The organism is Pseudomonas canadensis, assembly GCF_030980095.1.
In the GTDB taxonomy this organism is placed as follows: Bacteria; Pseudomonadota; Gammaproteobacteria; order Pseudomonadales; family Pseudomonadaceae; genus Aquipseudomonas; species Aquipseudomonas canadensis.
The window spans coordinates 1,735,554-1,753,794 of sequence record NZ_CP133298.1 but is presented as its reverse complement, the minus strand read 5'-3'; the positions used below and the strand labels follow the sequence as shown (position 1 = coordinate 1,753,794).

16 protein-coding genes and 1 pseudogene are annotated in these 18,241 nt (G+C 60.1%); 6 read left to right on the top strand and 11 right to left on the bottom strand.

What is annotated here, in order from left to right; all coding sequences use genetic code 11:
- Genes RB216_RS08190 through RB216_RS08165 form a run of 6 tightly spaced genes read right to left on the bottom strand, consistent with a single transcriptional unit; the run spans position 1 to position 6,164 of the window.
- Positions 1–1,515 (bottom strand): ABC transporter substrate-binding protein, encoded by a 1,515-nt coding sequence (locus RB216_RS08190; RefSeq protein ID WP_308908540.1) that lies wholly within the window; start codon positions 1,513–1,515, stop codon positions 1–3.
- Between the two features lie 35 nt (positions 1,516–1,550).
- Positions 1,551–2,522 (bottom strand): ABC transporter ATP-binding protein, encoded by a 972-nt coding sequence (locus tag RB216_RS08185; protein WP_308908539.1) that lies wholly within the window; start codon positions 2,520–2,522, stop codon positions 1,551–1,553.
- Positions 2,519–3,475 (bottom strand): ABC transporter ATP-binding protein, encoded by a 957-nt coding sequence (locus RB216_RS08180; protein ID WP_308908538.1) that lies wholly within the window; start codon positions 3,473–3,475, stop codon positions 2,519–2,521. The genes RB216_RS08185 and RB216_RS08180 overlap by 4 nt, the downstream gene beginning before the upstream one ends.
- On the bottom strand, positions 3,472–4,329 hold the full coding sequence (locus tag RB216_RS08175; RefSeq protein ID WP_308908537.1) for an ABC transporter permease: 858 nt from the start codon (positions 4,327–4,329) through the stop codon (positions 3,472–3,474). The genes RB216_RS08180 and RB216_RS08175 overlap by 4 nt, the downstream gene beginning before the upstream one ends.
- Positions 4,326–5,273, bottom strand: coding sequence for an ABC transporter permease (locus RB216_RS08170; protein WP_236318890.1), 948 nt, complete (start codon positions 5,271–5,273; stop codon positions 4,326–4,328). Before RB216_RS08170 ends, RB216_RS08175 begins: the two co-directional genes overlap by 4 nt.
- A gap of 3 nt (positions 5,274–5,276) precedes the next feature.
- On the bottom strand, positions 5,277–6,164 hold the full coding sequence (locus RB216_RS08165) for a proline iminopeptidase-family hydrolase (RefSeq protein ID WP_028619459.1): 888 nt from the start codon (positions 6,162–6,164) through the stop codon (positions 5,277–5,279).
- A gap of 184 nt (positions 6,165–6,348) precedes the next feature.
- On the opposite strand from RB216_RS08165, the gene RB216_RS08160 reads away from it, so the two are divergent.
- Both RB216_RS08160 and RB216_RS08155 read left to right on the top strand, forming a co-directional pair.
- Positions 6,349–7,113, top strand: coding sequence for a LuxR family transcriptional regulator (locus tag RB216_RS08160; protein ID WP_028619458.1), 765 nt, complete (start codon positions 6,349–6,351; stop codon positions 7,111–7,113).
- 91 nt (positions 7,114–7,204) lie between these two features.
- Positions 7,205–8,137, top strand: coding sequence for a proline iminopeptidase-family hydrolase (locus RB216_RS08155; RefSeq protein ID WP_028619457.1), 933 nt, complete (start codon positions 7,205–7,207; stop codon positions 8,135–8,137).
- 43 nt (positions 8,138–8,180) lie between these two features.
- Here RB216_RS08155 and RB216_RS08150 read toward each other — a convergent pair whose 3' ends face one another.
- A complete protein-coding gene (locus tag RB216_RS08150; protein ID WP_308908536.1) occupies positions 8,181–9,683 on the bottom strand; it encodes a nucleobase:cation symporter-2 family protein in 1,503 nt (500 codons plus the stop codon).
- A 158-nt stretch (positions 9,684–9,841) separates the two neighbouring features.
- Between RB216_RS08150 and RB216_RS08145 the strand changes: the two genes are divergently transcribed.
- Positions 9,842–10,675, top strand: a complete 834-nt coding sequence (locus RB216_RS08145) for a nucleoside-binding protein (protein ID WP_308908535.1) — start codon at positions 9,842–9,844, stop codon at positions 10,673–10,675.
- 141 nt (positions 10,676–10,816) lie between these two features.
- On the opposite strand, the pseudogene punC reads toward RB216_RS08145, so the two are convergent.
- Positions 10,817–11,857: pseudogene (gene punC / locus RB216_RS08140) on the bottom strand (purine nucleoside transporter PunC); the annotation flags it as partial.
- Between the two features lie 167 nt (positions 11,858–12,024).
- Between punC and punR the strand changes: the two are divergent.
- A complete protein-coding gene (gene punR / locus RB216_RS08135) occupies positions 12,025–12,948 on the top strand; it encodes a DNA-binding transcriptional activator PunR (protein WP_028619453.1) in 924 nt (307 codons plus the stop codon).
- On the opposite strand, the gene RB216_RS08130 is transcribed toward punR, so the two are convergent.
- Entirely contained in the window at positions 12,929–14,098 is a 1,170-nt protein-coding gene (locus RB216_RS08130) for an aspartate aminotransferase family protein (RefSeq protein ID WP_308908532.1), read from the bottom strand. The two genes, punR and RB216_RS08130, sit on opposite strands and share 20 nt — an antisense overlap.
- A 102-nt stretch (positions 14,099–14,200) precedes the next feature.
- On the opposite strand from RB216_RS08130, the gene RB216_RS08125 reads away from it, so the two are divergent.
- A complete protein-coding gene (locus RB216_RS08125) occupies positions 14,201–15,106 on the top strand; it encodes a LysR family transcriptional regulator (RefSeq protein ID WP_068936109.1) in 906 nt (301 codons plus the stop codon).
- Here the strand turns inward: RB216_RS08125 and RB216_RS08120 are convergent.
- Positions 15,103–15,726, bottom strand: a complete 624-nt coding sequence (locus tag RB216_RS08120; protein WP_308908531.1) for an HAD family hydrolase — start codon at positions 15,724–15,726, stop codon at positions 15,103–15,105. The two genes, RB216_RS08125 and RB216_RS08120, sit on opposite strands and share 4 nt — an antisense overlap.
- Before the next feature lie 155 nt (positions 15,727–15,881).
- On the bottom strand, positions 15,882–17,075 hold the full coding sequence (gene fabV / locus RB216_RS08115; protein ID WP_016975302.1) for an enoyl-ACP reductase FabV: 1,194 nt from the start codon (positions 17,073–17,075) through the stop codon (positions 15,882–15,884).
- Between the two features lie 309 nt (positions 17,076–17,384).
- Here fabV and RB216_RS08110 point away from each other — a divergent pair, with 309 nt between their 5' ends.
- Positions 17,385–18,209: an aspartyl/asparaginyl beta-hydroxylase domain-containing protein gene (locus RB216_RS08110; RefSeq protein WP_068936103.1), complete on the top strand. Its 825-nt coding sequence runs from the start codon at positions 17,385–17,387 to the stop codon at positions 18,207–18,209.
- Positions 18,210–18,241 lie beyond the last annotated feature (32 nt).

Below are 18,241 nucleotides of genomic sequence, written 5' to 3'. Positions count from 1 at the left end.
TTAGTTTTTCACCACTTCTTCGAGGGTGAAACGGCCCAGCGGGTTTTGCAGGAAGTTGCTCACGTTCTTGCGTGAGATGTTGATGTACGGGCTGTAGTACAAGTCGATCCAGTTTACGTCCTGTTTCGCCAGCTTCTGCAGTTCCACATACATCTGCTCACGCTTGACCGGGTCCGCCTCGATGCGCGCTTGCGCCACCAGTGCCTTGACCTTGTCGTTCTTGTAACGGGTCATGTAGTTCTGGTTGGTGTCATGGCCCAGCACGAAGGTGGTCTTCTGGTCCGGGTCGAGGATGTCGTTGGTCCAGTACATCACCGAAATATCGTACTCACCGTCCACCAGCATCTGCCAGCTCTGGGTCGGGTCGACCTTTTGCAGGTTGGCGGTCACGCCGACCTTGGCCAATTGGTCCTTGATGATCACCGCAATCTGCTCGTCGGCTTCGTTGCCGGCGTTGACCACGTAGTTGAGCTTCAAGTCCTTGGCACCGGCCTGTTCCAGCAGCTTCTTCGCAGCGGTCGGGTCATACGGACGTTGCAGGTTGTTGGCGTAGTGGTACAACGAGCCCTTTGGAATGTAGGAATAAGCCACGGTGCCTTGACCGTAAGTGGCGGTCTTCACCAGCGATTGTTTGTCGATGGCCATGTCCAGCGCCTGACGCACTTCCGGCTTGGCCAGCAGACCGTGATCGTGGTTGATCAGCAGGTGATCTTCACGGGTGGAGGGGTCGGCGTGGATCACCACGTTCTTGTCTTTCTTCAGCTCTTCAACCCGCGAGAAGGGTACGAAGATCGCCGTGTCCAGCTCATTGTTCTGCACCATGCGCATGCGCGTGTTGTCGTCGGTCACGGAGACCCACTCCACGCCATCCAGGCTCACGTTCTTGGCCTGCCAGAAGTTCGGGTTCTTCTTCAGAATCACCCGATCACCCTTGCGCCACTCGTCCACGGTAAACGCGCCGGAAGTCACCGGATTTTCCGAGTAGGCGTCTTCGCCCATTTTGGTCATGGCTTTTTCCGACAGGATCGACACCGTCGGCGACGCCAATTGCGAGAGGAAGGCTACCGCCGGGGTCTTCAGCGTGACCACCAGGCTTTTCGGGTCCGACGCCTTGGCCGTGTTGATCAGGTTGAACGGATCAGCCCACAGCGAAGCCTTGTTGTCGCGGATGCGCAACAGGCTGAACGCGGCATCGTCAGCGGTGATCGCCGAGCCATCAGAGAACTTCGCATCACGCAGTTTGAAGGTGTAGGTCAGGCCATCCTTGGAGATGTCCCAGCTTTCGGCCAGGCCCGGCTCCATCTTGGTGCCCAGGTTGTCGACACGTACCAGGGTGTCGTAGACGTTGGCGAATACCCAAGTGTCGCGGTTTTGCGCGCTTTTGATCGGGTCGAACGTGGTGCTGTCTTCACGGCAGCCGATGGTCAGGACGCCGGCGGCGTGTGCCAACCCGGCAGTGAGGGACCATGCGGTCAATGTGGCGGCGGCGAGCAACTTCAAGTGGCGCGATTGCATGTCATAACTCCTTGTTCATGAATGGCAGGGAAGGGTCAAAGCAAAGGTTCTTCAAGCACGCAACTGTACCGATGCTCGTGCAGGAAATGCGTCGGCGGCAACACCACGGAACACAAGGCTCGGGCATGCCGGCAACGCGGGTGAAAGGCACAGCCTGTAGGCAAATTCAGCGGGCTCGGTGGTTCACCCGGCAAGGGTTCGGTAGGCAATGGCCGATGGGGATCGATCTCGGGAATCGCCTGGATCAACGCCGCCGTGTACGGGTGACGTGGCGCCGTAAAGACCGCTTCTACCGGGCCTTCCTCGACGATCTTGCCCAGGTACATCACCGCCACACGGTCACACAGGCGGCGCACGATGGCCAAGTCATGGGCGATGAACAGGATCGCCAGGTTCATGCGCTGTTGCAGTTCCAGCAACAGGTTGATGATCTGGCCCTGGATCGACACGTCCAGCGCCGCCACACACTCATCGGCGATGATCAGCCGAGGCTCCACCGCCAGCGCTCGGGCGATGCCAACGCGCTGGCACTGGCCGCCGCTGAGGGAGCCGGGTTTGCGGCTGGCCAGTTCGGGGCGCAGGCCGACCAGGTCGAGCAGTTCATTCACCCGCGCGGGGATCTGCTCCGGCGTGACCTTGCGCTGCACCCGCAATACTTCGGCAATGGTTTCGCCGATAGTGTGGCGAGGGTTCAGCGCGGCATACGGGTCCTGGAAGATCATTGCGGTTTCATGGCGCAGGCGGGTGATGTCGATGGTGCTGCCATGGGCCATGTCGATGCCATCAAACAACACCTGCCCGGCGCTGATCGGGTTGAGGTGCAAAATGGCGCGGCCCAAGGTGCTTTTACCGCTACCGGACTCGCCCACCAACCCCAGGGTTTCACCCGCCGCCAGGTTCAGCGACACACCGTTCACCGCCCTGACCCAGTGTTTGTTCAAGCCGAACAAACCCGTGCCGGACGCGGCAAACTTCACCTCAAGGTCCTTGATCTGCAACAGACTCATGGGTGCACTCCCAACGGGTAATGACAGGCGACTCGCGCGCCTTCCGGCAGCACCTCGGTGCACAAGGCGCCTACCTGCGGGCAACGCGGGTTGAACCGGCAACCGGCAGGCAATGCGTCCAGCAACGGCGGTTGTCCGGGAATCGTGCGCAGCAAGGCGTGGCCACTGCTGTGGGCGGGCTGGCAGTCGATCAGGCCAGCGGTGTAGGGATGTTGCGGGTGGGCTAGCAGCTCATATTTGCTGCCGTGCTCACACAGGCGCCCGGCGTACATCACGGCGATGGCGTCGCAGGTTTGCGCGACCACGCCGAGGTCGTGGGTAATCATGATGATCGACAGACCCCGCTGGTCGCGCAATTCCAGCAACAGCCGCAGGATCTGCGCCTGCACCGTCACATCCAGGGCGGTGGTGGGTTCGTCGGCGATCAGCACTTTCGGGTTGCAGCCCAGGGCGACGGCGATCATCGCGCGCTGGCGCATGCCGCCGGAAAACTCGTGAGGGTAATTGTCGACTCGGGCCTGGGGATCAGGGATGCCCACTTGGCGCAGCACGTCGATGGCTTGCAGCCGCGCGTCTTTTTTCGAGGCGCCTTGGTGCAGGCGAATACCCTCAGCAATCTGTTCACCGATGCGCATCAATGGGTCGAGGTGGCTGCTGGGGTTCTGGAAGATCATGCCTAACTGACCGCCGCGCACGGCACGCATACCGGCGTCATCCAGTGACAAAAGATCCTGGCCAGCCAGCCTTACGGCACCGCCGTGAACCCGCAAATTGGGGGAAGGCAATAAACGCATCAGGCCGCGACAGGCCATGGTCTTGCCCGAGCCGCTTTCACCGACCAGGCCGAGGATTTCGCCTTCGGCCAAATCGAACGACACGCGATCGACCAGGGTCACATCACGCCCGGTGTTGTTGGCGATCACACTGAGGTCGCGCACTTGCAACAGGCTCATGAGCGATCCCCCAACACTTGCGCCACGCCATCAGCGAGCAGGCTGAAACCCATGGCCAAGGTCACGATGGCCAGGCCCGGAAAGGTGCAGATCCACCAAGCGGTGGTAATGAAGGCCTGCCCTTCGGCCACCATCGTGCCCCACTCGGCGGTCGGCGGTTGCACGCCCAGGCCCAGGTAACTCACGGCGGCGCCATTGAGCAGCACCAACACCGCGTCCGACATGGAAAACACGATGGAGCCGAACATCGCATTGGGCAGCAGGTGCCGGAACAGAATCCGCCCATGGCCAAAGCCCAGGCTCTTGGCGGCCAACGCAAAGTCGCTTTCCTTGAGCACCAGGATCTGCGAGCGGATCAGCCGCGCATATGACACCCAGCCCACCAGCGCCATGGCGATGTAGAAGCTCTTCAGGCCCGGCCCGAGGATGGCCATGATCGCCAGCATCAACACCAGGAACGGGAATGCCAGGATCACATCGATCACGCGCATGCAGACACTGTCGAAACGACCGCCAATGTAGCCCGAGACGGCACCGATAAACGTGCCGATCATGAATGGGAAGATCACCCCGACGATGGCCAGTTGCAGGTCAATGCGCGCCCCCCAGATCACCCTCGAAAGGATGTCCCTTCCGTAGTTATCCGTACCAAATGGATGAGCCATGCTGGGCCCGAGCAAACTGAAATCCGTGTTCTGCGCAATCGGGTCATAAGGCGCGATCCACGGCGCAAACAGCGCAAGCACCAGCCACGCCAGCAGAATCAACAAGCCCCACGCAGCCGTCAGCCGGCCATTGCGAAAGCCGAAGCGCAGGCGCAAACGCCAAGGAGCAGTCAACGGACGGCTGCTCATTGCATCTTCACCCGGGGGTCAAGGGCCACCGTCACGACGTCAGCGATGAAGTTGACGATCACCGTCGCGCAGGCCAGCACCATGGCCACGCCCTGCACCACCATGTAATCGCGGGTAAAGATCCCGCGCACCAGCAGTTGGCCGATGCCGGGGATGGCGAACAGGCTTTCGATCACCACGGTGCCGCTGATCAGCCAGCCGATGTTCACCGCCAGCAGGTTGACCGCCGGCACCAGGGAGTTGGGCAACACATGGCGACGAAACACCGCCGCTTCTGACAGCCCACGGGCGCGAGCGGCGGTGACATGGTCAGCCTGCAACTCCATCAACATGCTCGCCCGCAGGTTGCGCACCAGCACCGCCGACAACGCCAGGGCTATCGTCAGGCATGGCAGCACCATGTGATGCGCCTTGTCCAGCCAGGTGCGGCCGTAACCGGACACGGGAAACAAGCCCCACTGCACGCTCAGCAACAGGATCAGCATCAAGCCCAGCCAGAACGCCGGCATGCCCAGGCCAACCGTGGTAAACACGCGGATCAGGTTGTCCGCCCAGCCGCCCTTGTTGCGGGCGGCCAGCGTCGCCAGCGGCAACGCGATCAGCAGCGCCAGCACCACGCTGCCCAGCACCAAGACCAACGTGGGTTCAATGCGCGTGACGATCAGCTTGAGGGCGTCGACCTTGTACAGCAGCGATTGGCCGAGGTCGCCCTTGAGCAGGTTCTTCAGGAAGTAGAAATATTGCAGCCATAACGGCTGGTCGAGGCCGTACTGGGCGCGGATCTTCAGCAAGGCGTCGGGCGTGCTGCGCGAGCCCAGCAGCGCGCGCGCCGGGTCGCCGGGAATCGAGCGCACCAGCACAAAGGTGATCAGGCTGATGCCAAACAGCACCGGCAGCAATTGCAGCGGCCGGGACAGCACAAAACGGTAGCGCGCCAGGTTCATCCGTCAGCCTCGATGACGAGCGAGAAAGTCCAGCAGCACCGGGAAATATGCCTGGGGTTCTTCATAGAACGGCATATGGCTGCTGTTGGGGAAGACGTGCAGTTCGGCGTGCCGGGCCGCGAGTTTCATGCGCATGGCGCAGGCGGGGGTGAGTTCGTCGTGCTGGCCGGTGGTGATCAGGATCGGCATCTTGAACTCGGCCATCTCGGGGATGCGGTTCCAGTCCTTGAGGTTGCCGATGTAGAGGAATTCGTTGGGGCCCTGCATGGTCTCGTAGGGGCCCATGTTCCAGTCGCCAAGGGACCGCTTGACCGGCTCGGGCCATTCGTCGAGGCGGCACACGTGGCGGTAGTTGAGCAAGGTGATCGCGGCCTGGTATTGCGGGTGGTCGAGGGTGCCCATGGCCTCGTGGCGCTGCATCATGGCCACGGTTTCGCTGCCGAGGGCGCCACGCAGGCGCTCCAGCTCCTGGGACAGGTGCGGAATGTCGCCCACGGTGTTTTCGAGGATCAGGCTTTTCAGGGCGTCGGGGTAATGGATGGCGTATTCGATGCCGAGCCAGCCGCCCCAGGAATGCCCGAGCAAATGCACGCGGCCCAGGCCCAGGGTCTGGCGCACGGTTTCGACTTCTTCGACATAACGGCGGATTTCCCACAGGGAAATATCGGTGGGTCTGGCTGATGCGCCCGTGCCAAGCTGGTCGAATGCAACCACTCGCAGGTTATGGTCCTTGAGCCAGCCATGGGCGTCGCGCAAGTAGTCACACGGCAGGCCCGGCCCGCCGTTGAGGCACAGCAGCACCTCATCGCCTTCGCCGAAGCTGTAGACCACGAGGTTATGGCCGTCGACTTGCACGTTGTACTGCTGGTCGGGGGCAATTTCACGCCACATGCATACATTCCTTGTGTAGTGTCGGCCTGGCAGGTAGCGGGCCGCTGATCAGGCCAACACTACCGAGGATGCCGCGCGTCCATAACCTAGCATTTCTTATAGGTTTGGCCTGGCAGTCCTTCGCCGGGGCGTGGCATTCTACTTGCAGCAAGTCGAGATTCAAATGAATTCGGGAGCAGAACGGATGCTGGCCAAGCTGACTGCCTTAAATCACCGTCTGATGCCGGGCAGGAGCCTGGACGAGCAGATGGATAACACCTTTGTCCTCGCCCAACAGTTGGGCTTCGATGCACTGGTGTATGACTACACCCCGGTGCCGATCGACCAGGATGGTGCATTGATCACTCCTTCGGTGCTGGAACTGCGCAACACCCCGCCGGACTGGCACACCTTGTGGTGCAGCGAAGGGTTCTACCAGATCGATCCGGTGCAACACCTGGCCCTGAGTACGGTGTCACCGTTCGTATGGTCCTACGACGTCAAGGCCGATACTCCCCTGCAAAAGATCATCGATCCCTGCCATGCGCCGGTTTCGTCCTACCTGCACGACCAGCAATTGACCTGCGGCGTCAGCGTGCCGATCCACCTGCCCCGCGGTGGCTTCGCCTCGCTGACCGGCCTGCGTACCGGCAAGGCCCGCAGTGTGTTGCAGGATGCGCAGCAGACCTTGTCGGACTTCAGCCTGATTTCCCACGCCTTGCAGGAAGCGGCCTACCCGCTGTTCAGCAAAGAGCTACGCACTTACCCGCATATTCACCTGACCAAACGTGAACGCGAGTGCCTCAAATGGGCCGCCGACGGCCTGACCGCCGCCGAAATCGCCACGCAATTGAGCCGCTCACTGGCCGTGGTCACCCTGCACCTGGCCTCGGCGATGCACAAGCTGGGGGCCAAGAACCGCGTCCAGGCGGTGGTGCGCGCCACCCATTACCGCCTGCTCGAAGACTGACCGGCGGGAAAACCTAGCTGTTTTGCTAGTTACTTAAATTTCTGCCACGCATTATCGTGTCCCTGATCCTTTTTTCAGAGCAGGGTACGAAATGGAATTCATCGAAAAAATCCGCGAAGGGTATGCGGCGTTTGGCGCCTACCAAACCTGGTACCGCGTCACCGGTGACTTGTCGAGCGGTCGCACGCCCCTGGTGGTTATCCACGGCGGCCCCGGATGCACCCATGATTATGTTGACGCGTTCAAGGACGTCGCCGCCAGCGGTCACGCCGTGATCCACTACGACCAGTTGGGCAACGGCCGCTCCACCCATCTGCCCGACAAAGACCCGTCCTTCTGGACCGTGGGCCTGTTCCTCGAAGAACTCAACAACCTGCTGGACCATCTGGAGATCAGCGATAACTACGCTATCCTCGGCCAATCCTGGGGCGGCATGCTCGGCAGTGAACACGCGATCCTGCAACCCAAGGGCCTGCGTGCCTTTATCCCCGCCAACTCGCCGACGTGCATGCGCACCTGGGTCAGCGAAGCCAACCGCCTGCGCAAATTGTTGCCGGAAGGTGTGCATGAAACCCTGCTCAAGCACGAAGCCGTCGGCAACTATCAGGACCCGGAATACCTCGCCGCGTCGCGGGTGTTCTATGACCATCACGTGTGCCGGGTCATCCCGTGGCCGGAAGAAGTGGCGCGCACCTTCGCCCAGGTCGATTCAGACCCAACCGTGTACCACGCCATGAGCGGCCCGACTGAATTCCATGTGATTGGTAGCTTGAAGGACTGGAAATCCACCGGGCGCCTGTCGGCGATCAACGTGCCGACGTTAGTGATCTCCGGCCGGCACGACGAGGCGACACCGCTGGTGGTCAAGCCGTTCCTGGATGAAATCGCTGATGTGCGCTGGGCACTGTTTGAAGACTCCAGCCACATGCCCCATGTGGAAGAACGCCAGGCGTGCATGGGGACTGTGGTGAAGTTTTTGGATGAGGTGTGTTCCGTGCATTACAAGGAACGCAAGGCCAGCTGACCCCAATGTAGGAGCCGGCTTGCCGGCTCCTACAGGGGTAGCGTTAGACTTCGGAGGTCTCAGGCTTGGTTGTTTTCCTCGGGACATCCGCCACCAGCGGGATCTCCCTCCCTTCGGCATCAAACAACTTGCCGCCCTTGAAGTAATCCCCATCACGCAGCTCCGACACATCACGGAAGCACAGGCTGCGCTCGGTCCCCGCCACAAACACCGACTGCTGGTCCGAGTTACCGGCGGTGAAATGGTTGAATGCCAGGTTCAGCAAAATCGCCATGATTGCCGACGAACTGATCCCCGAGTGGAAGATGGTCGCAAACCAGCTCGGGAAGTGATCGTAGAAGCTTGGCGCGGCAATCGGGATCATGCCAAAACCGATGGAAGTGGCCACGATGATCAGGTTCATGTTGTTGCGGTAATCCACCTTCGACAGTGTGCGAATGCCACTGGCCGCCACCGTACCAAACAGCACAATCCCGGCCCCGCCCAGTACGGAAGTCGGCACTGCCGCGATCACCCTGCCCATGAAAGGCAACAAGCCGAGAATCACTAGGAACAGCCCACCGGTAGCCACCACGAAGCGGCTCTTTACTCCGGTAACCGCCACCAGGCCGACGTTTTGGGCAAAGGCGCTTTGGGTGAATGAACCGAAGATCGGCGCAAACATGCTCGACAGCATGTCGGCGCGCAGGCCGTTGCCCAGGCGTTTGGAGTCGACCTTGGTGTCGATGATCTCGCCTACGGCCAGGATGTCCGCCGAGGTCTCGACCAGGGTCACCATCACCACGATGCACATGGAGATGATCGCGGCAACGTGGAAGGTTGGCATGCCGAAATGGAATGGCGTGGGGAAACCGAACATTGGCCCCTGGGTCACGCCGGAGAAGTCGGCCATGCCGAGGAACACCGCAATCAACGTGCCGATGACCATCGCCAGCAAAATCGACAGTCGCGAGATGGTTGCGCTGCCGATCTTGCTCAGCAGCAACACCAGCACCAGGGTCAGCGCAGCCAGGCCGATGTTGGACATGCTGCCGAAATCCGCCGCGCGACTGTTGCCACCCATGGCCCAGCGCGCCGCAACGGGCATCAGCGTCAGGCCGATGGTCGTGATCACAATGCCCGTCACCAGCGGCGGGAAAAACTTGGTGATCCGTGAAAACACCGGGGTTATCAGCAACCCGATAAACGACGCGGCCATCACCGCCCCGAGAATCGCCGGTACCCCGCCGGCGCCATCACTGCCGACAATCGCCACCATGGTTGCCACACCGGCAAACGACACGCCCTGCACCAGCGGCAACTGACAGCCAAAAAACGGTAGACCCAAGGTCTGCAACAGCGTGGCCAAGCCACCGGCAAACAGCGACGCAGCGATCAGCAGGCCGATATCCGCCGGGGACAACCCGGCCGCCTGGCCGACAATCAAGGGGACCGCAACAATGCCGCCATACATCGTGAGCACATGCTGCAGGCCGTAAGCCATGTTGGCGGCGACGCCGAGATTCTCATCTTCTGGCCGCTGCGGTGACGCCTTCGGGATAGTCATGGTGAGGGGTTCTCTGTTTTTGTTGTGCGGTCACTGTATGCAATTTTTGGACTGGATGTCCATAGAGTTGTATACAATCAATCGAACAAGTTACCCTCCATCGGCGTTACAAAAACAATCCGGCCGTGATGAGCCAGAACGCCAAAGGACCCAGAACAATGAAAAAGGCACTACAGGGCGCAACCGTCGCACTCACCCTGCTCGGCGGCGGGGAGGCCGTCGCGCTGGAATGGATGAATAACAGCGTAGGATTTCGCTACGGCCAGCAGTTCACCAATCCGAATAACCCCGACGAATTCAGCAAGCGTATCTACAGCTTCACCCACGCCAGCGGCTACCAGTACGGCAGCAATTTCCTCAACCTCGATGTGTTCCTGTCCGACAGCCGCGACCCACGCAAGGGCACCGATCAGGGTGGGAGTGAGGTGTACGCGGTATATCGCCATCAGCTGTATGCATCGCGGGTATTCGATGTGCCGCTGGGCACCGGCCTGGTCAAGGATTACGCGCTGACCCTGGGGTTTGACGCCAACCGTAACAACAACTTCGCCTCAGCCAAGAAACGCGCACTGGTCATCGGCCCGACGTTGAAGTTCAACACCGTCGGCGTACTTGACCTGAGCCTGATGTACTACAAGGAAAGAAACCACACCGGCATCCCCGGCGCGAAGGAGTCGAACCACACGTTTGACGACACCTACATGCTCAACCTGACGTGGATGCGGCCCTTCGAAATCGCCAACCATGCGGCGAAATTCCAGGGTTTCATCAATTACGTCGGGGAAAAAGGCGAGGACTACCATGGCCGCAATACTGCGCCGGAAGCCCTGATGCGCACCGCGCTGATGGTGGCGGTGCGACCGGGCAAAAGCGTCAAGCCAAACCTTTACCTTGGGGTGGGTTACGAGTATTGGCATAACAAGTTCGGCGTAGATGGCGGCCGGGGTAGCCGCACATCGACGCCGACGGTGAATATGGAAATCACCTTCTGACTGCAGAAACCCAGCTCCCACAGTTTTGACCGCGTTGTCACTTCAGATTCGAGCCAGTTCGGAGCGATCGGTTTTCGGCCTCGCCAGCCAGTAACCCAACACCGCCAGTGGCGCGGTCGCCAGCATCACGATTACGGTAATCAGCAGCGGTTGCTCGATCATCGACGACACCAGCAGGCTGCTGAGGAAACACAGACCCAGTTGCAGGGTGTTTTGCAATGCCGCCGCCTTGCCGGAATTTTCCGCAAACGGCATCAGCGCATTCGCCACGACGATGGGGTAACTGGCACCGTTGACCAGCGCCATCAGGCAGAACGGAATCAGCAAGGTGGTGAGGGTCGGCACCGTCAGCGTGGCAACCAGATACAACGCCACCATGCTGATGCAATATGCCAGCAGCAACCAGGGCAACAAGGTCTTGCCCTGGAAGTGCTGCAACGCGCTGCGGCAACTGTAACCACCGACCAAAAACGCCAATGTCGGCAATAGGTAACTCAGGCCAATGTCATTTGGGCTGTAGCCCATGTCGCCCAGGATGAAGGGCGAAGCCGTCAGCCAGGCGAAGAAACTGGCCGAGCAAGCGGCGAAGATCATAACGTTGCCGGTAAACACGCGAGACGTCAGTAACTGCCCATAACCGAGGCGCGAACGCTCGCTCTTTTCTGACGGATGTTTCGCCACCGTGCGCAAAAACAACGTCGGTAGCAGCAACAGCAATGAGACGCCCAGCAATACACCGAAGATCGCCTGCCAACCAAAGTGATTCAGCACCATCGCGCCCAACAGCGGCGCCAACGCAGGCGACAACGACATCAGCGGCATGATGCTGGCGAACACACGATGAGCCTTATCTGCCGGGTAGCGATCGATCACCAGCGCCTGCCAACTGACGGCGGCGGAACACACGCCGATCGCCTGGATGAAGCGCAGCGCCAGCAATTGCGGCGCGGTCTCGACCCAGAACATCCCCGCACAGCCCAGTACAAACAGGCTCAGGCCGGCGAGCAGGACGGGCTTACGCCCCAGGCGGTCGGACAATGGCCCCCACAACAACTGCCCCACGGCAAATCCGGCGAGGAAAATACTCAAGCTGGCGCCTACCGCGCCTGCGCCAACCTGCAACTGCTCGCCCATAGCGCCGAACGCCGGCAGATACATGTCCATGGCGAGGTAACCGAGCATGCTCAGCCCCGCCAAATACCAAGTGAAACCAAAAGAATTTTTCATTGAAGCCTTGTTGATCTTGCCATCAAACTATTTGCTGACTGGCGCCCATTATGAGGCTGACAGTTTCTCTGTGAAGCGATAATAATTGGACACTCTTATCAATAAATTTGAAGGCAGCCGCCATGTGGTCTGAATATTCCCTGGATGTGGTCGATGCCGTGGCGCGCCATGGTAGCTTCAGCGCCGCCGCTCAGGAACTGCATCGCGTGCCGTCGGCCGTCAGTTATACAGTGCGCCAGCTGGAAGAATGGTTGGCGGTGCCATTGTTCGTGCGACGCCACCGGGATGTGGAGCTGACGCCCGCTGGCCGCCTGTTCATCGACGAAGCCCGTGGCGTGATGAAAAAAATGCTCGGCACCCGACGCCTGTGTCAGCAGGTCGCCAATGGCTGGAGCGGCCAGTTGAAAGTAGCCGTGGATTCCATCGTCAAACCCCAGCGCTGCCGGCAGTTGGTGCTGGATTTCTATCGACAGTTTCCCGAAGTCGAGCTGCTGCTGGAGTACGAGGTGTACAACGGCGTGTGGGATGCCCTGGCAGATGAACGTACCGACATTGTGATCGGCGCCACCAGCGCAGTACCGGTGGCCAGTCACTTCACCTTCCGCGATATGGGTTTGCTGAACTGGCTGTGCGTGGTCAGCGCGCGACACCCGCTAGCCAGTCTCGAAGGGTTGTTGAGCGACGATCAACTGCGCCCCTTTGCCTCGCTGTGCATGACCGACACCTCGCGCAACCTGCCCAAGCGCGACACTTGGACATTGGATAACCAGCGACGCCTGGTGGTCCCCAATTGGGCTTCTGCCCTCGACTGCCTGCGCGACGGCCTGTGCGTCGGCATGGCGCCAGCGCATCAGGTGTTGCCGTGGATCGAGCGCGGTGAGCTGGTGGCACTGCAATTGAGCCGGCCGTTTCCGGCCAGCCCGTCGTGTGTGGCCTGGGCGCAGAACAAGCTTTCACCGGCCATGGCGTGGTTGTTGGAATACCTGGGCGACACCGAAACAATGAATCAGGAGTGGCTCAACGGCCCTACGCCAGCAACCGAGTAATGGCCCGTACGATCATCTCGACCTCCTTGGTATCCAGGGTCAGCGGCGGCAGTAGGCGAATGATCTTGCCCCGCGTCACGTTGATCAACAGCCCATGCTCCTGGGCGGCACGCTGCGCCAGGTCCCGATACGGGTTGGCCAGCTCGATACCGATCATCAACCCCTGGCCACGAACCGCCAGGATCTGCGGATGCTCACTCAACTCCACGCGCAACCGCGTCAGCAAGCGCTCGCCCTGTTGCGCAGCGTTCTGCAGCAAACCTTGTTCTTCGATGATGTCCAGCACAGTGCACCCCACACGACACGCCAGCGGGTTGCCACCGAAGGTGCTGCCGTGACTGCCCGGCGTGAACAGTTGGGCCACGGCAGATCGTGCCACACAGGCGCCGATCGGCACGCCATTGCCCAGGCCTTTGGCCAGGGTCATCACGTCCGGGACAATGCCCTCATGCTGGAAGGCGAACCAGGTGCCGGTGCGGCCGATGCCGGTCTGGATCTCGTCCAGCATCATCAGCCAGCCATGGCGTGTGCAGTGATCGCGCAAGGCTAACAGATAGCCCGGCGGCGCCAGCAATACGCCACTTTCTCCCTGGATGGGCTCCAGCAGCACTGCGGCGATACGCGGGCCAAATGCCTTGGTGATCGCTTCCAGCGCCGCCAGATCACCAAAGCGCACCTTGAGAAAATCCCCCGGCAGCCGCTGGAAGCCCAAGCGCACCGAGGGCCCATCGCTCGCGGCCATGGTGCCGAGGGTACGGCCATGAAAGGCGTTCTCCATCACCACCACCAACGGCTCTTCGATGCCCTTCTTCCAGCCATGCAGGCGCGCCAGCTTGAGCGCCGTTTCGTTGGCTTCGGCGCCGGAATTGTTGAAGAAGGCGCGATCCAGGCCCGACAGCTGAGTGAGGCGCTGGGCCAACCGCTGTTGCCAGTCGATGCTGTAGAGGTTGGAGGTGTGCAACAGCAAGCCCGCCTGTTCGCTGATCGCCGTCACCAGCCTGGGGTGCGAGTGTCCGACATTGGTTACCGCCACACCGGCGACCGCGTCCAGGTATTCACGCCCCTGTTGGTCCCACAAGCGCGTGCCCAGGCCGCGTATGAAGCTCAGGGCCATGGGTTGGTAAGTGGTCATCAGACAGGCGGCGGTCATGGTGCGGTCTCCAGTGCATCGTAGTGATGGCTGCAGTATCGTTAGCCACCTTAGCTGGATAAACTGCGCATTCCTGCAATGACTTTAAATCAAGGCTTGATAATGGATCTGTTCCAGGCAATGTCGGTGTACGTGAAGGTGGTCGAGACCGGCAGCATGACCGCCGCGGCTCATGCCTGCGGGATGTCCACCACCATGGTCGGCAATCACCTGCGTGCCTTGGAGCAGCGACTCGGCGTCAGCCTGCTCAAACGCACCACGCGCAAACAGAGCCTCACGGAGTTTGGCGGGCAGTATTACCAGCGTTGCCTGGAAGTGCTGGGGCTGGTGGCCGATTCAGAGCAACTCGCCGAGCAAGCTCACAGCGATGTGCCCAAAGGAAATCTGCGCATCACTGCACCTCCCGTGTTCGGCACCGAACGCCTTACACCCGCTTTGAGTGAATTTTCCCGACGCTACCCGCTGATCAACCTGTACGTGGTACTGAGCAATGAGCGGATGGACCTGGTCGACAGTGGCTTTGATGTGGCGATCCGTCTCGGCGAGCTGGAAACCTCCAGCCTGATCGCCAGGCCAATGCAGGACTACACCCTCACCCTCTGCGCCTCACCTGAATACCTGGCGCGACGGGGCACGCCGCAAACGCCCGATGACCTGCAACAGCACGACTGCCTGGCGTTCGCCTACCCAGCGAGTGACAACTGGCGCGACGCCGACAAACTGTGGCGCATGACCGGCGAGGGCGGCGAGGTGGAGGTACCGGTCTCCGGCTCATTAACCATCAACAGCTCGCAAGGCTTGCGCCAGGCGGCCGTCAACGGCATGGGCATCATCATGCTGGCCGATGCCCTGGTACAACCGGATCTGGAGAGCGGCAAACTGGTGGCCTTGCTCACCACCTATCGACTGCCCAGCCGCCCCATGCACCTGCTCTACGGCCAAGACCGTTATCGGCTGCCCAAACTGCGCGCCTTCGTGGATTTCGCCATGGAGAAGTGGGCGCGCTAGAAGCCCACGCCCAACTCACGCAGGCGCGCAGCGGTGCGTTCGGCCGACACATGGTGGATCCCCTGCCAGCCAAGGGCGATGGCCGCTTCGATATTGCCGGCCACATCATCGATAAACACCACTTCCGTCGGCTGGATATCCGGCAGGTGCGCACGAACCTGGTTTAGGCTGGCGTTGTAGATCGCAGCGTCGGGCTTGATCAGTTTCAGCTCGCCGGACACCACAATGTCGCGAAAATATTGGAGGAAGGGGTAGTTGGCCCGCGCGTAGGGGAAGGTCTCAGCGGACCAGTTGGTGAGCCCGAACAGCGGCATATCGGCCTGGTGCAGTGCCTCGAGAATCGCCACGCCTTCCGGTAGCGGACCACGCAGCATTTCGTGCCAGCGGTCGTAATAGGCCTGGATCAAGTGCTCATGGTCTGGGTGCTGCTTGATCAGGCTGAGGGTGCCGTCGGCCAGGGAGCGACCGGCGTCTTGCTCGGTGTTCCAGGCCTGGGTACAGATGTTGTCGAGAAACCATTGCCGTTTGTGATCGTCGGCAATCAGCTTGCGGTACAGGTGCTGCGGGCTCCAATCGAACAGGACACCGCCGAAATCAAAAACCACTGCACGAATCGTCATTAGATCCTCCGTTAGTACGCGTTGATAGCGCACGGAGTCTGGCATATCGGAGGGATCAGGCGCTGATCAAAAATGTGTAGGAGGGTTATGAGATCAGCCTTTTTTGCAGGCCATAAAAAACGGCCCCGAAGGGCCGTTTTCTCAAACCGGATCGCTTAGGCCTGGATCAGGCCGTTGATCTTCACGGTCGGGTTCACGTCAGCGTCATAGTCCACGCCGTCGATTTCAAAACCGAACAAACGCAGGAACTCCGCCTTGTAGCCGGCAAAATCACTGATCTCATTGACGTTGTCGTCGGTGACCTGGTTCCACAGAGCTGCCACGGCGTCCTGGACCTTCGGCTCCAGCTCGGCCAGGTCGGCACGCAGGCGGCCGTCGGCGTCGAGTTTCGGCTGGCTGCCGTACAGGCTGTCCTTGAACAGACCGTAGACCTGCTCGATGCAACCTTCGTGGGTGCCCTGCTCTTTCATCACTTTGAACAGCAGCGACAGGTACAGCGGCATGATCGGGATGGCCGAGCTGGCCTGGGTGACCACAGCCTTGAGCACCGACACACGGGCGTCGCCCTTGAGTGCCGCGAGGTTATCGCGCAGGGTCAGGACTTTCTTGTCTAGGTCCTTCTTGGCTTCGCCGATGGAGCCGTTCCAGTAGATATCCTGGGTCAGCTTTTCACCGAGGTAGGTGAACGCCGTAGTCTTGGCGCCTTCGGCCAGCACGTCGGCGTCACGCAGGGCGTCGATCCACAGCTGCCAGTCTTCGCCGCCCATCACTTTGACGGTGCCGTCGATTTCTTCCTGGGTCGCAGGCTCCAGCGTGGTGTCGACCACAACGCCCTTGTCGGTGTTGATACCGCGCAGGGTCACGGCCTTGCCGATCGGCTTGAGGGTGGAGTTGTGCACCACGCCTTGTGGGTCGGTACGGCGTGGCGCGGCCAGGCTGTAGACGACCAGGTCGATCTTGCCCAGATCTTTCTTGATGGTTTCGATGGTCAGGCGCTTGATCTCGTCGGAGAACGCGTCGCCGTTGATGCTCTTGGCGTACAGGCCTTTCTCGACGGCAAACTTCTCGAACGCGGCGCTGTTGTACCAGCCGGCGGAGCTCAGCTTGCCTTCTTCGCCTTCTTTCTCAAAAAACACGCCCAGGGTGTCGGCGCCGCAGCCAAAGGCAGCACTGATGCGCGCGGCCAGGCCGTAGCCGGTGGAAGCGCCGAGGACCAGCACCTTTTTCGGGCCGCCTTCGATGACGCCGTGTTGAGTCACGTAGTCGATCTGCTCTTTGACGTTCGCTTCACAGCCAACAGGGTGAGCGGTCACACAGATGAAGCCACGAACCCGCGGTTTGATGATCATAAAATTTCTGCCTCTTCCAAGGTGCCGAAGGCCAATGGTGGCCATTCAACTTCAATCGTACCGGTCTATGACGTCCAAAAAACCGAAGCGTCACGATAGTCGCAAATCTTCTGTTTACAAAATCCAATCCACTCAGCGCTACAAGGGTTAAAAACTGTGTAAAGCCTTCACAATTTCGCAATATTTAAAACGCCTATCCAGCGCCGAACGCCTTATCATGACGTAGTTGTTTCAATATGTTTCAAACCCCTACCACTCGCAGCCAGGGATCCGGACCTGTCGAATGGCGTCCTGCTGGAGCTGAGTTACATGAATAAGCCTGCTTTGCGTAAAAAAGCGGTATCGGTCGCCTGGGTATTCGGCGTGCTGCTGATTATGGATATCTTCCCCGAAACCACCTTGGTATTTCTTGGACTGGTCGTGATATGCGGCATTTACGACTTTCTGCGTAATGGTCTGTATGACGCGCCCACCGCCAAGAAGTACTTTATTGGCAGTGGCCGCAATACCTGGCTGCTGGCACCGTTCAACACCCTGTTCGACCTGTTGAGTTCACGTAACCGACACGTTTACAGGATGAACGACCTGCCGCCTGCCTGGCGTGCAGACCTGCAACAGGTGCTCGATGACGCCATGGCCCACAAGGACGAAATCATCGGTTACCTGGACGCACGCATGGCCGAGAAGAAGCGCGGCATGTTGTTTTTCCAGTGGTATGGCCAACCCATCGAGACCACGCTCGACATCCCGCAGCTGCGCAAAAAACTACCGTTCGTGAAGACCATCGGTGTGTCGGTATTCAATGAAAACCGCTCCACCTCCTTTCACTTCGGCCCCCTGCGCATGATGTTCCGCGTGCTCTACAACATGGCTCCGGCGCCCCATCATGAGGGCGTCTACATCCAGGTGGGCAAGCACAAGCATTACTGGCATGACGACCCGCTGTTTATTTTCGATGACACGCTGATGCACGCGTCTTTCAACAAAAATGATGCCAAGCGTTACTGCCTGTTTATCGATATCGTGCGGCCGACCCCGGTGCCCTTGGTTCTCAACGCCGTGATCACTGGGTTTGCCGGCATGGCCTTTACCCTGCGTCGGGTTTTCTACAAAAACTGGAAGCTGATTCAGTGAGTTCTGCGGCATGATGGTGCTGGACGGTGTTT

Excerpts from the sequence above, each read along its gene's own strand:
- RB216_RS08175 (WP_308908537.1), bottom strand. The coding sequence starts at position 4,329 with ATGAGCAGCCGTCCGTTGACTGCTCCTTGGCGTTTGCGCCTGCGCTTC.
- punR (WP_028619453.1), top strand. The coding sequence starts at position 12,025 with ATGTGGTCTGAATATTCCCTGGATGTGGTCGATGCCGTGGCGCGCCAT.
- RB216_RS08125 (WP_068936109.1), top strand. The coding sequence starts at position 14,201 with ATGGATCTGTTCCAGGCAATGTCGGTGTACGTGAAGGTGGTCGAGACC.
- RB216_RS08130 (WP_308908532.1), bottom strand. The coding sequence starts at position 14,098 with ATGACCGCCGCCTGTCTGATGACCACTTACCAACCCATGGCCCTGAGC.
- RB216_RS08180 (WP_308908538.1), bottom strand. The coding sequence starts at position 3,475 with ATGAGCCTGTTGCAAGTGCGCGACCTCAGTGTGATCGCCAACAACACC.
- RB216_RS08155 (WP_028619457.1), top strand. The coding sequence starts at position 7,205 with ATGGAATTCATCGAAAAAATCCGCGAAGGGTATGCGGCGTTTGGCGCC.
- RB216_RS08165 (WP_028619459.1), bottom strand. The coding sequence starts at position 6,164 with ATGTGGCGTGAAATTGCCCCCGACCAGCAGTACAACGTGCAAGTCGAC.
- RB216_RS08170 (WP_236318890.1), bottom strand. The coding sequence starts at position 5,273 with ATGAACCTGGCGCGCTACCGTTTTGTGCTGTCCCGGCCGCTGCAATTG.
- fabV (WP_016975302.1), bottom strand. The coding sequence starts at position 17,075 with ATGATCATCAAACCGCGGGTTCGTGGCTTCATCTGTGTGACCGCTCAC.
- RB216_RS08120 (WP_308908531.1), bottom strand. The coding sequence starts at position 15,726 with ATGACGATTCGTGCAGTGGTTTTTGATTTCGGCGGTGTCCTGTTCGAT.
- RB216_RS08190 (WP_308908540.1), bottom strand. The coding sequence starts at position 1,515 with ATGCAATCGCGCCACTTGAAGTTGCTCGCCGCCGCCACATTGACCGCA.
- RB216_RS08110 (WP_068936103.1), top strand. The coding sequence starts at position 17,385 with ATGAATAAGCCTGCTTTGCGTAAAAAAGCGGTATCGGTCGCCTGGGTA.
- RB216_RS08185 (WP_308908539.1), bottom strand. The coding sequence starts at position 2,522 with ATGAGTCTGTTGCAGATCAAGGACCTTGAGGTGAAGTTTGCCGCGTCC.
- RB216_RS08150 (WP_308908536.1), bottom strand. The coding sequence starts at position 9,683 with ATGACTATCCCGAAGGCGTCACCGCAGCGGCCAGAAGATGAGAATCTC.
- RB216_RS08160 (WP_028619458.1), top strand. The coding sequence starts at position 6,349 with ATGCTGGCCAAGCTGACTGCCTTAAATCACCGTCTGATGCCGGGCAGG.
- RB216_RS08145 (WP_308908535.1), top strand. The coding sequence starts at position 9,842 with ATGAAAAAGGCACTACAGGGCGCAACCGTCGCACTCACCCTGCTCGGC.